This is a genomic window from Micromonospora sp. NPDC049107 (genome assembly GCF_040648595.1).
Lineage (GTDB): Bacteria > Actinomycetota > Actinomycetes > Mycobacteriales > Micromonosporaceae > Micromonospora.
Genome location: NZ_JBEZEC010000007.1, coordinates 132,803 through 146,316 on the forward strand (window position 1 = coordinate 132,803; position 13,514 = coordinate 146,316).

The 13,514-nt window shown below is 72.1% G+C and carries 12 protein-coding genes; 7 read left to right on the forward strand and 5 right to left on the reverse strand.

All coding sequences use genetic code 11. From position 1 onward, the window contains the following. The first annotated feature begins 46 nt into the window (after nucleotides 1-46). The 3 genes from AB0B55_RS18520 to AB0B55_RS18530 all read left to right on the forward strand — a co-directional run bounded on the left by AB0B55_RS18520 (nucleotide 47) and on the right by AB0B55_RS18530 (nucleotide 5,598). Nucleotides 47-4,432 carry a S8 family serine peptidase gene (locus AB0B55_RS18520; protein WP_357172407.1) on the forward strand — a complete coding sequence of 1,462 codons (4,386 nt, stop codon included), beginning with the start codon at nucleotides 47-49 and terminating at the stop codon, nucleotides 4,430-4,432. A gap of 241 nt (nucleotides 4,433-4,673) precedes the next feature. Further along, nucleotides 4,674-4,859 carry a hypothetical protein gene (locus tag AB0B55_RS18525; RefSeq protein WP_357129021.1) on the forward strand — a complete coding sequence of 62 codons (186 nt, stop codon included), beginning with the start codon at nucleotides 4,674-4,676 and terminating at the stop codon, nucleotides 4,857-4,859. After that, nucleotides 4,849-5,598, forward strand: coding sequence for a hypothetical protein (locus tag AB0B55_RS18530; protein ID WP_357172410.1), 750 nt, complete (start codon nucleotides 4,849-4,851; stop codon nucleotides 5,596-5,598). Before AB0B55_RS18525 ends, AB0B55_RS18530 begins: the two co-directional genes overlap by 11 nt. A 67-nt stretch (nucleotides 5,599-5,665) precedes the next feature. Here AB0B55_RS18530 and AB0B55_RS18535 read toward each other — a convergent pair whose 3' ends face one another. The 5 genes from AB0B55_RS18535 to AB0B55_RS18555 form a co-directional block, all read right to left on the reverse strand. Further along, nucleotides 5,666-5,986, reverse strand: coding sequence for a DUF1416 domain-containing protein (locus AB0B55_RS18535; protein WP_357129015.1), 321 nt, complete (start codon nucleotides 5,984-5,986; stop codon nucleotides 5,666-5,668). A gap of 2 nt (nucleotides 5,987-5,988) precedes the next feature. Continuing rightward, on the reverse strand, nucleotides 5,989-6,837 hold the full coding sequence (locus tag AB0B55_RS18540) for a sulfurtransferase (RefSeq protein WP_357129012.1): 849 nt from the start codon (nucleotides 6,835-6,837) through the stop codon (nucleotides 5,989-5,991). Nucleotides 6,838-7,046: 209 nt separating this feature from the next. Further along, entirely contained in the window at nucleotides 7,047-7,124 is a 78-nt protein-coding gene (locus AB0B55_RS18545; protein ID WP_310503780.1) for an Ms5788A family Cys-rich leader peptide, read from the reverse strand. A 116-nt stretch (nucleotides 7,125-7,240) separates the two neighbouring features. Further along, entirely contained in the window at nucleotides 7,241-8,038 is a 798-nt protein-coding gene (locus AB0B55_RS18550) for a DUF2993 domain-containing protein (protein WP_357129009.1), read from the reverse strand. Nucleotides 8,039-8,143: 105 nt separating this feature from the next. Continuing rightward, nucleotides 8,144-9,196 carry a hypothetical protein gene (locus AB0B55_RS18555; protein WP_357129006.1) on the reverse strand — a complete coding sequence of 351 codons (1,053 nt, stop codon included), beginning with the start codon at nucleotides 9,194-9,196 and terminating at the stop codon, nucleotides 8,144-8,146. A gap of 241 nt (nucleotides 9,197-9,437) precedes the next feature. Here AB0B55_RS18555 and AB0B55_RS18560 point away from each other — a divergent pair, with 241 nt between their 5' ends. The 4 genes from AB0B55_RS18560 (at nucleotide 9,438) to pstS (ending at nucleotide 13,510) form a co-directional block, all read left to right on the forward strand. After that, nucleotides 9,438-10,157 carry a response regulator transcription factor gene (locus AB0B55_RS18560; RefSeq protein WP_357129003.1) on the forward strand — a complete coding sequence of 240 codons (720 nt, stop codon included), beginning with the start codon at nucleotides 9,438-9,440 and terminating at the stop codon, nucleotides 10,155-10,157. 182 nt (nucleotides 10,158-10,339) lie between these two features. After that, a complete protein-coding gene (locus AB0B55_RS18565; protein ID WP_357172413.1) occupies nucleotides 10,340-11,173 on the forward strand; it encodes a polysaccharide deacetylase family protein in 834 nt (277 codons plus the stop codon). An 87-nt stretch (nucleotides 11,174-11,260) separates the two neighbouring features. Continuing rightward, entirely contained in the window at nucleotides 11,261-12,187 is a 927-nt protein-coding gene (mshD, locus tag AB0B55_RS18570; RefSeq protein WP_357128997.1) for a mycothiol synthase, read from the forward strand. A 213-nt stretch (nucleotides 12,188-12,400) separates the two neighbouring features. After that, complete coding sequence (pstS, locus tag AB0B55_RS18575) at nucleotides 12,401-13,510, forward strand: phosphate ABC transporter substrate-binding protein PstS (protein WP_357128994.1); 1,110 nt, start codon at nucleotides 12,401-12,403, stop codon at nucleotides 13,508-13,510. Nucleotides 13,511-13,514 lie beyond the last annotated feature (4 nt).

Genomic DNA, 13,514 nt, shown 5'->3' on the forward strand with positions numbered 1-13,514 from the left:
AGGCATTGAGCACCGTCCGAGCAGGTCCCGGACCCAACGGGACCCGATGTGGGGAGGAACAGTGCTCCAACCACCACCGAATGCGAGATCCGTCCGCTGGCGAACGGCCGTGGCATGCGTCGCGGCCCTGCTGGCCCTCACCGCCCAACCCGCCGTCGCCGCCCGACCCGCGCCCACGCCCGCCCGCGTCGACCAGCGGCTGCTCCGCCAGCTCGGCGCGACGGGCACCGGCAGCTTCCTCGTCTACCTGCGCAGCACCGCACCGGTGGCGCGGACCGCCAAGCTGCGTGACCCGGACGACCGGGCCCGCGAGGTGCACCGGCTGCTCACCACGACCGCCACGCGCACCCAGAAGGGCCTACGCACGCTGCTCAGGAACCGCAAGGCGGCATACACCCCGTACTGGATCGCCAACGCGGTCCGTGTCACCGGGAATCGCGCGCTGCTCGACGAGATCGCCAAGCGGCCGGACGTGGCGAGGATCGAGCCGAGCCGCAGTTATCCCCTGCTGCGGCCCACCCCGGCCACCGGCAGCCACGCGGACGCGAACGGCCCGGAGTGGGGGCTCACCAACATCAACGCCCCGCAGGTGTGGAGCGAACTCGGCGACCGGGGCGACGGCGTGGTCGTCGCCACGATCGACAGCGGCGTCCAGTACGACCACCCGGCGCTGGTCGGGGCGTACCGCGGCAACCTCGGCGGTGGCGTCTTCAACCACGACCACAACTGGTACGACCCGGCCGGCGGGTGCCCCAGCGCCGCGCCCTGCGACAACGTCGGCCACGGCACACACACCACCGGCACGATGGTCGGCGACGACGGCGCGGGCAACCAGATCGGCGTCGCTCCCGGCGCGAAGTGGATCGCCGCGAAGGGCTGCGAGACCGACTCCTGCACCGACGCCTCGCTGCTCGCCGCCGGCCAGTGGGTGCTGGCCCCGACCGACCTGAACGGGCAGAACCCCCGCCCCGACCTGCGCCCCGACGTGGTCAACAACTCGTGGGGCGGCGCCGGCGGCGACCCGTGGTTCGAGCAGACCATCGCGGCCTGGCGCGCTGCCGGCATCTTCGGGGTCTTCTCCGCCGGCAACGACGGCCCGGCCTGCGGCAGCGCCGGCTCACCCGGAGACAACGCCAACGCGTACGCCGTCGGCTCGTACGACGTGCAGAACACCATCTCCGACTTCTCCGGGCGGGGCGCCGGCACCGAAGGACGGTCGTACAAGCCGAACGTGGCCGCGCCCGGCAGCAACGTGCGCTCCAGTGTTCCCGGCGACTCCTACGCCGCGTACGACGGCACCTCGATGGCCGCGCCGCACGTCTCCGGCACGGTGGCGCTGCTCTGGTCGGCCGCGCCGACCCTCCGGGGCGACGTCGCCGGAACCGAGGAGCTGCTGGACCGCACCGCCCGCGACGTCGACGCCACCGCCTGCGGAGGCACCGCCGCCGACAACAACGTGTTCGGCGAAGGTCGGCTGGACGCGTACGCGGCGACGCGGGCCGCGCCGCGCGGCGCCGTCGGACGGATCACCGGCACGGTCACCACGGCCGGCGGCGGCGACCCGATCGCCGGCGCGACCGTCGGCGACGGCGCCCGCAGCGTCACCACCGGCGCGGACGGCCGGTACGCGCTGACCGTGCCGGCCGGCGAGGCGACGGTCACCGTCAGCGCCTACGGGTACGCCGGACAGAGCGCCACCGTCACCGTCACCGAGGGCGGGGCGGTCACCCGGGACTTCGCCCTGACGGCCAACCCGACGGTCACCGTGGCCGGCCAGGTCACCGACGCCTCCGGGCACGGCTGGCCGCTCTACGCCCGGATCGAGGTCACCGGCCGTCCCGGTGGACCGGTGTTCACCGACCCGGCCACCGGCCGGTACTCGTTCACCGTGCCCGGCAACGCCACGTACCGGCTCACCGTCACCGCCCGCTATCCCGGCTACCGCACGGTCACCCGGGACGTGGTCACCGGCGGCGACCCCGTGACGGCCGACCTCGCCGTACCGGTCGAGACCGGATGCACGGCGGCCGGCTACACCGGCAGTTTCGGCACCCCCCTGCTGCGGGAGAGCTTCGACAGCGCCGCGACGCCGGACGGCTGGTCGGTACGGGACCGCACCGACGACGGCGGCTGGACCTTCACCGACGCGGGCGAGCGGGGCAACCTCACCGGCGGCAGCGGCGCCTTCGCCATCGCCGACAGCGACCGTCTCGGCTCCGGCCGGACCCAGGACACCGACCTGGTGACCCCGAGCGTCGACCTGCGCGGCACGCCGGCGCCGGTGCTGCGTTTCCACAGCGACTGGCGGGCGGTCGGCGTGAGCGACACCGCCGACGTGGACGTCTCCACCGACGGCGGCGCCACCTGGACCACGGTCTGGCACCAGACCACCAGCCGGCGCGGGCCGGTCGTCGAGGAGGTGCCACTCGACCCGGCGGCCGGGGCCGCCACGGTACGGGTCCGGTTCCGCTTCCACGGCAGCTTCGCCTGGTGGTGGCAGGTGGACGACGTGCAGGTGGTCAACCGCGACTGCGTACCCGCCCCGGGCGGGCTGGTGCTCGGGGTGACCACCGACCGCAACACCGACACGCCGCTCGACGGGGTCACCGTGGTCAGCGCCGACCGCCCGCAGGACCGGGGCAGGTCGGCGCCGACGCCGGACGACCCGACGATGCCGGACGGCTTCTACTGGCTGTTCTCCGGGCTGACCGGGGCACACCGGTTCACCGCCAGCCGGACGCCGTACCAGGTGGCCGCCGAGACGGCGAGCGTGCCGGCCGACGGTGTCCGCCGCCTGGACGTCGCGCTGGCGGCCGGTCGCCTCACCGTCACACCGACGACCGTCCGGTCGTCCCAGCCGTACGGCAGCACCCGGACCGCGAAGCTGACGGTACGCAACACCGGCAGCGCGCCGGCCGCCGTCAACCTGGTGGAGCGCAACGGGCGGTTCGATGCGCCGTCCAGAGCCGGAGCGCCCCTGCGGGAGCAGCGGATCAAGGGGATCAGCAAGACCCGTACGGGCACCGCGTACGGCGCGTCCGGGACCGGGACCGGGACGCAGGACGCCTGGACCGGTATCGCCACCCTTCCGGCGGCGGTCTACGACAACGCGGCGGCCACCCTCGACGGCAAGGTGTACTCCGTCGGCGGCGGTGGCGGCAGCGGGCTGGAGCGCAAGGCCTGGCGCTACGACCCCGACACGGACACCTGGGCGGCGCTGCCCGACCTGCCGAGCGGCCGGGCGAAGCCGGTCGCGGCGGCCGTCGGCGGCAAGCTGTACGTCCTCGGTGGCTGGGGCGTCGACGACGACACCGTCGCCTCCGTGGACGTGTTCGACCCGGCCACCGACACGTGGAGCACGCTGGCCGGGCCGGGCAACCCGTTCCCCGTGGCGGCGGCCGGCGGGGCGGTCACCGGCGGGAAGATCTACCTGGTCGGTGGCTGCCAGGACAACGACTGCGCCGAATCGGACCGGCTCGTCGTCCTCGACCCGACCACCGGCACGTTCCGCACCGGCGCGGCGTACCCGCACCCGGTGTCCTGGCTCTCCTGCGGCGGGATCGGCAGCGCGGTCTACTGCGCCGGTGGCACCGGCGACGCCGACTACACCGACGCCTACCGGTACGACCCGGCGGCCGACGCGTGGCATCCCCTGCCCGACCTGCCGGTGGACCTCTGGGGCGCCCAGTACGCGGCGGCCGGTGACCTCCTGGTCCTGGCCGGTGGAGTCACGGCGGCGTCCACCACGGTCACCAACCGGACCATCGCGTACGACCCGGTGGCGGGGAGTTGGCGCGACCTGCCCAACGTCCAGTCCGGTCGGTACCGGGGCGCTGCCGCCTGCGGCGCGTACCGGATCGGCGGTTCGCCGTCCCCCTTCGTCGGCTCCCCGGACGCCGAACGGCTCAGCGGCCTGGAGCTGTGCGCCGGGGAGGCGGACCTACCCTGGCTGACCACCAAGCCGGGCACGTTCACCCTCGCGCCGGGGGCCTCCCGGACGGTCACCGTCAAGATGCGTGCCACGGCCGCCGCCGATGTGGCCCAGCCGGGCACCTACTCCGGCGAGCTGGGTATCGCGTCCGACACGCCGTACCGGGTTCCGGCGGTGCCGGCGCGGATGACCGTCTCGCCGCCGGCGAGCTGGGGCCGGATCCAGGGCAGCGTCACCGGGGTCACCTGCACCGGCGCGACCGTCGGGGTCGCGGCGACGGTACGGGTCAACCGGGTGGGCAGGACGACCGGCTGGACCCTGACCGCGAATCCGCAGGGCCGGTACGTCTGGTGGCTGCCCAAGGGCCGCTACGAGGTGATCGTCGCCAAGGACGGGTGGATACCGCAGACGCGGCGCATTCGCATCAGGGCGGGCCTCGTCGAGACCGTCGACGTCGTCCTCGCCCCGGTCTCGTCCTGCACGAGAGCCACCGGCATCTGACCGTGCCTACGGGTGACCGGCGGCTACCAGGCCGCCGGTCACCCCGCACCGGTCGTCCTGTCGGACTCTCCCCCGGCACACTGTCATCTAACCGACACCGACACATCCACAAAGCCAATGCCATCGATGAATGGTGGGTAGTGGACTAGTGACGCGAGCATCCACGAGGTGGTCCGCGTCGTCGGAGGGAGGCAGTAGGGTGACGCCAACAGCGACGTCGTCGGCGGCGAGAGGACCAGCAATGGGCACCGCCATCGTCAAGACCCCGCAGGAGCTACGCGAGTGGCGAGAGCGTCTCCTGGAACGCGTCCACATGACCAAGGAAACGCTGTACGACCTGGGGCGCAACTTCGAGCTTCGAGCCGACGAACGCGGCATCTACGAGATGGTTCGCTCTATCGACTACCTGCTCGGCGATGACGACTGACGGCCTTGCCGTCCCTCCCGATCTCATCGCCAGAGCCAGCGCCTTCGCCGACGACATCACCGCCCGAGTGCACCGGGTGGTCAGGACGGAGAAGAGCCTGTCGGCACTGCTGATGCCCGGCCGAAACGGCGGCCGGGTCATGGTGGGCATCGTCGAGGGGGACAACTTCGGCACCTTCCCCCTGTACATCGACAACCGGCACCGCCTCGATTTGCTGGTCAAGTTCAACTGCTGCCTGGATTCGAGTGGCAAGCATCTGGCCACGGATTCGTCCTGGCTCCATGTCACCGTGAAGGGCGACAAGGCACCGCTGTTCCGCTACGAGTACGTCCGAGAGGCCCAGAGCGGGGTGCCCTGCGCCCACCTGCACGTACACGGCCACCGCGACGAGTTCGCCTTCGTGATGCAGGACGGGGCACGAGGACGCCCCAAGGCGCGCAAAAGACGGCACGAAGTGCCCCGGCTGGCGAAGTTTCACTTCCCGCTCGGCGGACACCGCTTCCGGCCCTGCGTCGAGGACGTTCTCCAGGCCGTCGTGGAGGAGTTCTGCGTCGACACCGTGCCCGGATGGCGGGACGCAGTGGACGAGGGCCGCGAGGAGTGGCGCCGGCTACAACTGCTCGCCGCGGTCCGCGACGCCCCCGGCGTCGCGGTGCAGGCACTCGATGAGCTGGACTACAAGATCGCTCCGCCCGACTCGGTACCAGCCGACAACCCGGGCAGGATGCGCGCCTACTGACCGCTCCACGACGACCGGGGCCGGCCACCCAGGAGGGTGACCGGCCCCGGTCGATCAGAGCGGTGGGTCAGGCGACGGTGACGGACACCTCGTTGATGCCCCGGCCGGCGGTGACGGCGGTGTCGCCGTTGCCGTGCCGGGACAGCGCCCGCAGCGTCCAGGCGCCGGGTGCGGCGAAGAACCGGAACTGGCCGGCGGCCGAGGTGACCACCTCGGCGGTGAACTCGCCGGTCGAGTCGAGCAGCCGGACGTACGCGCCCGGCACGACCTCGTCCGCCGCCGACCGGACGACGCCGGTGATGACGGTCTCCTTCTCAAGGTCCAGGCTGGCCGGCAGGGGCGCGGCCTGGTCAGGTGCGGCGCAGCCCGCAGCGGTGGGAGCGGTCATCGTCAGGCCTCCCCTGGCTCGTCGCCGAGCGCGACCGGCACGCCGACCAGCGAGCCGTACTCGGTCCAGGAGCCGTCGTAGTTCTTCACGTTGCGGTGACCGAGCAGCTCCTGCAGCACGAACCAGGTGTGCGAGGAGCGCTCGCCGATCCGGCAGTACGCGATGGTCTCCTTGCTGTCGTCCAGCCCCGCGTCGCCGTAGATCTTGCGCAGCTCGTCGTCGGACCGGAAGGTGCCGTCCTCGTTGGCCGCCTTGGACCACGGGACGCTGATCGCCGTCGGGATGTGACCGGCCCGCTGCGCCTGCTCCTGCGGCAGGTGGGCGGGGGCCAGCAGCCGGCCGGCGAACTCGTCGGGGCTGCGCACGTCGACCAGGTTCTTGGTGCCGATCGCGGCGACGACCTCGTCGCGGAAGGCCCGGATGGAGGTGTCCGGCTCCTGCGCGACGTACTGGGTCGCCGGGCGGGGCGTCGTCTCGGTGACGAGCGGGCGGGCGTCCAACTCCCACTTCTTGCGACCACCGTCGAGCAGCTTGACGTCGCGGTGGCCGTAGAGCTTGAAGTACCAGTAGGCGTACGCCGCGAACCAGTTGTTGTTGCCGCCGTAGAGGATCACGGTGTCGTCGTTGCTGATGCCCCGCTCGGACAGCAGCGCCTCGAACTGGGCCTTGTTGACGAAGTCCCGGCGGACCGGGTCCTGGAGGTCGGTCTTCCAGTCGACCTTGATAGCGCCGGCGATGTGGCCGGTCTCGTAGGCCGAGGTGTCTTCGTCGACCTCGACGAAGACGACGCCCGGGGCGTCGAGGTTCTTCTCGGCCCACTCGGCCGAGACGAGTGCGGTGTCGCGACTCATCGATTCACTCCCTGGTGAGGATGGATGGTGAGCCAACGCGCGAATATCGATGGGTTGAACTGTCGCACCGCGCGCGGGACCCAGCGGAAGGACGGGATCACGGGTTCGTGCGACGGCGCCGCTGCCGGGCGTTCGGTGGGATCACCGGAAAGGGTCGAGGACCCTGCGTGCCGGTGGCCGCCGTCAGGCGGCCGAAAACAGCCCCGCCGTCAGATGACAGGGCGACACAGGCAGGTGGCCACGCGGCACAGGTCGACCGCGCGCCGTTTGGTGAGGTGGGTCCCCATGGTCAGGCAGCCTACCAGCGATCCGGAGGGCTGCCACCGTGCCGACCACCATCCGGGAATCGTCCGGCTGCCGGGCCGCCGTGGCGTCCCAGCGGACCGGGCTGTCGACGCACGACTCAGCTGACCGAGTTGATCGGTACGTTCTTCGCGTCGGCGGTGACGGCCAGCCCTTCGGGCAGCGGCTGGACCTTGCGGACCGTGAGTTGGAACGGCAGGTCGGGCAGCGGCACGTCGATGGAGATGCTCTTGGCGTAGTTGCTGAGGATCGTGCGGGCCAGCGGCAGGTTCGGGAGCCCGGCGGCGTCCAGGTTGTTGAAGCGCAGGGCGACCGCGCCGTTCTTGGCGACGGTGACGTCGGCGGTGCCGGCGACGGTGAACTTCGTGCCGAGGATGTCGACCGGGGCGCTGACGGCCAGCTTGCCGCCCTGCTCGCCGAGGGTGAGGCCGGGTCGCTTCAGCAGCGCGGCGAGGCTCTCGTAGCTGATCGTGCCGGTGCCGTCGACCGTGTCGGCCACGACGTCGCCCTGCCCGGTCCGCAGCGTGTCCAGCGACGCCCGCACGTTGCGGGCGTCGACGTCCAGCACCGGCAGCCGTACGGCGTCACCGTCGACCGAGGCCTGCACGTCCCGCAGCGAGATGGAGATCCGCTCGTACCGCCCGTCGAGCACCTGCGTGAGGAACGGCATTCCACCGACCTCGACGTCGGGCGCCGCGGACTGCGCGCCCTGGTTGCTGATCTCCTGGCTGACCCGTTCGGCGATGAGCCGCTCGGCCACCCCGACCGCCACCCGGTCGGCGACCACCAGCAGGCCCGCCACCACGAGGAGCAGGACGACCAGGCCGATGAGCAGCTTGCGTCCGCGCCGTCGGGGCCGGGCCTGCTGCTGGTCGTCGACCGGATACTCCTGGGCCACGCCGCCTCCTGTCTCCGCCCGCCGCGACACGGCGGGTCGTCCGAACCGGTGCCGCTGCGCGGCGCACCCGTAGGTACCCGAGCGGCACCGACCTCAACCGTGGGCTCAGAGGAAGAGCATGCACATGGCGTACGCGGCGGGCGCAGCCAGGGCGAACCCGCCGAGCGGCCCCTGCATGTGCCGGGCGACCCACATGGTGGGCGGCTCTCCGGCCATGAGGCGACCTGCCTCCGCGTACCCCACCGCGAGGTCGGTGAGGACGGCGGTGACGGCCGCGACCAGGCCGATCACCGCGGCCCTGGTCGGGGTGAAGGGTGCTACCAGATAGCCGCCGAGCAGCGCGCTGACCAGCGTGCCCACCATCGCGCCGCCGACGACGCCGGCCGCGCCCCGGGGCACCTGCGGGGCCAGCCGGGGCCACGGCAGCACCGCGTCGGTGAGCCGGGCGACGGTGAGCGCGACCCCGCTCGCGGTCAGGCAGACGGTGATCGCCTGGGTGCCGGCGGGGATGCGGCTGAGCACGATCAGGGTGCCGAAGGCCACGACGCCGACCACGATGAGCAGGGTGGCGCCGAGGGAGTCGGTGACCCGGACCCGGTCGACGCGGCGGACCAGTTGGCCGAGCACGGCGGCGAGGAAGCCACCGACGGCCAGGTAGCCCAGCGGCGCCAGGCCGGCGATGTCGCTCCGGACGGCGGCGACGTCGGCGGCCGCGGCGACGGCGGCGCTGATCCCGCCCACCAGCAGCAGCGCCGGTGGGCGCATGGCCATCGTCCAGGCGAGCACGAACAGCAGTTGGACGCCGAAGACGATGACGGCGAACGGCAGGCGGTGACCCGGGCCCGACGTCTGCGCGCCGAGCACCAAGCCCACGCCGAGCAGCGCGGCGAAGCCGGCGATGGTCAGCGCCAGCGGGCGGTGCACCTCGACCGGAGGGACGACCTCCTCCTCCGGCTCGTCGGTCTCTTCCTCGGTACGACGGGCCGGCTCACCGGCGCGGCGGGCCCGGCGCGGTCCACCTCCACGGCGCTCGCCGTCGGCGACAGCCGGCCCGGTGCGCGGCGCGGGTGGGTGGCCACGGGTCGGAGCGGCCGGACCCGGACGGGGTCCGTCGGTCCACGAGTCGCGGCCGGCGTCCGGCGAGGTGGAGGGAAACACGCCCCGATCGTGCCAGATCGACCGCCCGGTGCAGTGGTCGCGGGTTTCAGTAACGTTAAAACCTGTGCCACGATCAGGGGCAAGCTAGACAAACGGGAAATGGCCTGACGGTGCAGCCGAGGCGATCGGCTACGCTCAACGCGTTACCCGCCCGTCAGCGACGCCGGGACCACGCAATTTCTCAGCGCACTCCCTCACGAGTGTGTCTGGTCGCGTGCGGCGATGCGCCGCCGGGACGGAGGTGATCGTGGAAATCCTGCTGCTGGTGACTGCGCGCGCAGGCGAACCGTCGGCTGTGTTGCCGGCTCTCGACCTGCTGCCACACTCGGTGCGCACCGCGCCGCGCGACGTCCGCACCCTTGTTGCCGGGCCCAGCCCCGACGCGGTGCTGGTGGACGCCCGGTCGGAGTTGAGCGAAGCTCGGGCGACCTGCCGGATGTTGCACGCCACCGGGCTCGGGGTGCCGCTGGTCGCGGTCGTCACCGAGGCCGGCCTGATCGCGCTGAACGCGGACTGGGGCGTCGATGACGTCATCCTCGCCTCGGCCGGTCCCGCCGAGGTGGAGGCCCGGCTGCGGCTCGCGGTCGGCCGCCTGAGCAACGCGACGGCCGGCGCCGGCGGCTCGATCCGGGCCGGGGAACTCACCATCGACCCGGACACGTACGCGGCGAAGCTCAAGGGCCGCCCGCTCGACCTCACCTACAAGGAGTTCGAGCTGCTGAAGTTCCTGGCCCAGCACCCGGGCCGGGTGTTCACGCGCGACCAGCTGCTGCGCGAGGTCTGGGGATACGACTACTTCGGCGGCACCCGGACGGTGGACGTGCACGTCCGACGGCTGCGCGCCAAGCTCGGCTCGGAGTACGAGTCGATGATCGGCACGGTCCGCCAGGTGGGCTACAAGTTCGTCGTACCCCCGTCGCGTTCGCTGCCGGAGACGGAGCACGCGCCGTTGCCCGTCTAGCTTCGCCCGATTCCCCATATGCCCCTTTTGCGCAGCTTGGCAGTCCTATTCTGACTGCCGGGTTTGTCGCAAAAGGGGGCAAGGGTGCGCGCAGGTAACACGGGGGCGACGGGCCGGGGGCTCCGGCCGACCGGGTGGAAGCCGTGACGCGGGTCAGCTCGACCGCGCGCGTGGCAGGGATCGTGACAGTGGTGGTGGCGGCGCTGCTCGGCTCCGCGTACGTGCTGGGCCGTAGCCTCGTCCCGGACCAGACCCGGCAGCACGCCACGGGCGTCACCACCGACGCCACCGGGCCCCACTACGCCGACCAGCCTCCCGAGCAGCCGTCGACCGAACACCCGAGCACCAGCCAGAGCGCCGCCGGTCCCGCCGAGGCCAGCCAGGACGGCACGGGCCGGGACGCCGGGGGCGACAAGCTGTTCGGCGCCCACACGGACACCGGCACCGCCCGCCTCGCGCTGACCTTCGACGACGGGCCGGACCCGCGCTACACCCCCCAGGTCCTCGCGCTGCTGCGCGAGTACGACGTCAAGGCCACGTTCTGCGTGGTGGGCGAGAACGCCCAGGACCACCCCGACCTGATCCAGGCGATCGTGGCGGACGGCCACACGCTCTGCAACCACTCCTGGCACCACGACGTCTCGCTGGGCAACCGGTCCGCCGACCAGATCCGCACCGACCTGATCCGCACCAACGAGGCCATCCGGGCAGCCGTGCCGGACGTCCCGGTCGTCTGGTACCGCCAACCCGGCGGCGCCTGGACCTACCCGGTGGTGTCGGTGTCCCGGCAACTCGGCATGACCCCGCTGCACTGGTCGGTGGACCCGTCAGACTGGCAGGCGCCCGGAGCCAACAAGATCGCCACCACGGTGCTCACGCAGGCGCAACCCGGGGCGGTCGTCCTCATGCACGACGCGGGCGGCGACCGGCAGGGCACGGTCGACGCGCTGCGCCGGATCCTGCCCGAACTCACCGCACGGTACGAGCTGGAGGCGCTGCCCACCGACCCCACGTGAGGCGGCCACCTTCCTCGGGCGACGGGTCCGGGACGCTACTCGGGCGACAGTCCGGGACGCGCCTGACGCAACGGCTACGGTGACGGGATGAGCAGCGCGGAACCGACCAGCGACCAGGTCACCCGGACCGACCGACTGTCCCCCGCGGAGATCGCCGGCGTACTGGCCCTGGCCCGAACGGCGGGCGACACCGACGGCGCGGACCCGCTGGACGAGCACGTCCTGCTCCGCCTGCGTGACGCGGACGCTCCGGCCGTACACCTGCTCGCCCGCGCCGACGACGGCACGCTGACCGGGTACGCGCACCTGGACACCACCGACCCGGTGGACGGGATCGGTGTCGAGTTGGTGGTGCACCCGGCGTACCGGCGGCGCGGCACCGGCCGCGCGCTGGCCCGGGGTGTGCTCGCGTCGGCGACCGGACCGCTGCGGGCGTGGGCGCACGGCGACCACCCGTCGGCGGCGGCGCTCGCCGTGGACCTGGGGTTCGCCCGTGCGCGGGTGCTCTGGCAGCTCCGCCGACCGTTGGCGGCTCCACTGGGCGAGCCGCGCCTGCCTGACGGGGTGGCGCTGCGCGCGTTCCGGCCGGGGGCGGACGACACGGCGTGGCTGGCCCTGAACGCGCGGGCCTTCGCCGAGCACCCCGAGCAGGGCCGGTGGACCCCGGACGACCTGCGGCTCCGGCTCGCCGAGCCGTGGTTCGACCCGGCCGGCTTCCTGCTCGCCGAGGAGACCTCGACCGGTCGACTGCTCGGCTTTCACTGGACGAAGGTGCACGAACGGCCCGGGTCGGCCCGGATCGGCGAGGTGTACGTGCTCGGGGTGGAGCCGACCGCGCACGGCGGCGGCCTGGGCCGGGCGCTGACCACGGCGGGGCTCGCGTACCTGCGGGACAGGCGGGGCCTGGACCGGGTGATGCTCTACGTCGACGACTCGAACACCGGGGCGGTCGCGCTGTACGAGCGGCTGGGCTTCGCCCGGTGGTCCGCGCACATCAACTACCACCTCGGCTGAGCGGCAACGGGCACTGAAGTGCCCCGGTTCACTTAACGGACAACTCACCCTCAGCGAGCGGTCACCTCGGGGGCCGGACCTGTTCACCCTGCGTTCACTTGCGACCGGCGAACCGGCTACCTGGCACTTCTAACTTTCGTGTCAGCCGGTCAGTGCCGGTCCTCGGGCCCCGGGATCGGGGCGCCAAGTCAGACGCGAAGGGAAACCCCTCAGGTGAAGCTCCAGCGGTACGGCACTATTGCCTGCCTCGCTCTTGCCGCGACGCTCGGCCTCAGTGCATGCGGCTCGGACAACAACGAGCCCACTTCCGGCGCCAGCGCCTCGGGCTCCGCCGCCGCGGTCGACTGCGGTACCGGCACGGTGAACGCACAGGGCTCGTCGGCCCAGAAGAACGCCATGGCCGAGTGGATCAAGGCGTACCAGCAGAAGTGCGCCGGCACCACCATCAACTACGAGGCTTCCGGTTCGGGCGCCGGCATCCAGGCGTTCATCGCCGGGACCGCCGACTTCGCGGGCTCCGACTCCGCGCTCAAGCCGGAGGAGCAGCCGCAGGCCGACGCCAAGTGCGCCGGCGGCAAGGCTCTCAACCTGCCCATGGTGATCGGCCCGGTCGCGGTCGTTTACAACGCCGGCAGCGGCGTGGACAACCTGCAGTTCAAGCCGGCCACCCTGGCGAAGATCTTCGCCGGCAAGGTCACCAAGTGGGACGACCCGGCCATCAAGGCGGACAACCCGGACGCAAAGCTTCCGTCCGCCGCCATCCAGACGGTCCACCGCTCGGACGAGTCGGGCACCACCGACAACTTCACCAAGTACCTGTCGAAGACCGCCGAGTCGGACTGGACCTTCAGCAATGCCAAGGCGTGGAAGGCCCCGGGTGGTATTGGTGCCGCCAAGTCCGACGGTGTGGCCAGCAAGGTCAAGAGCACGGTCGGCACGATCAGCTACGTCGAGTGGTCGTACGCCGAGAACTCCAGCCTGAACATGGCCAAGGTGCAGAACGGTGCCGGCGAGTGGGCCGCGCTGACCGCTGAGTCGGCCGGCAAGACCATCGCCGGGGCGAAGATCGAGGGCCAGGGCGACGACCTCAAGCTGTCGATCGACTACAACACCAAGGAGGCCGGGGCCTACCCGATCGTCCTGGCGACGTACGAGGTCGTCTGCAGCAAGGGCCTCGCGGCCGACAAGCTGAAGCTGGTCAAGGGTCTGCTGAGCCACGCCGCCAGCGCTGAGGGCCAGAACTCCCTGACCGACCTCGGCTACGCCCCGCTGCCCGAGACGGTCCGCACCAAGGTCGAGACCGCGGTCAAGAACCTCTCCTGATCCG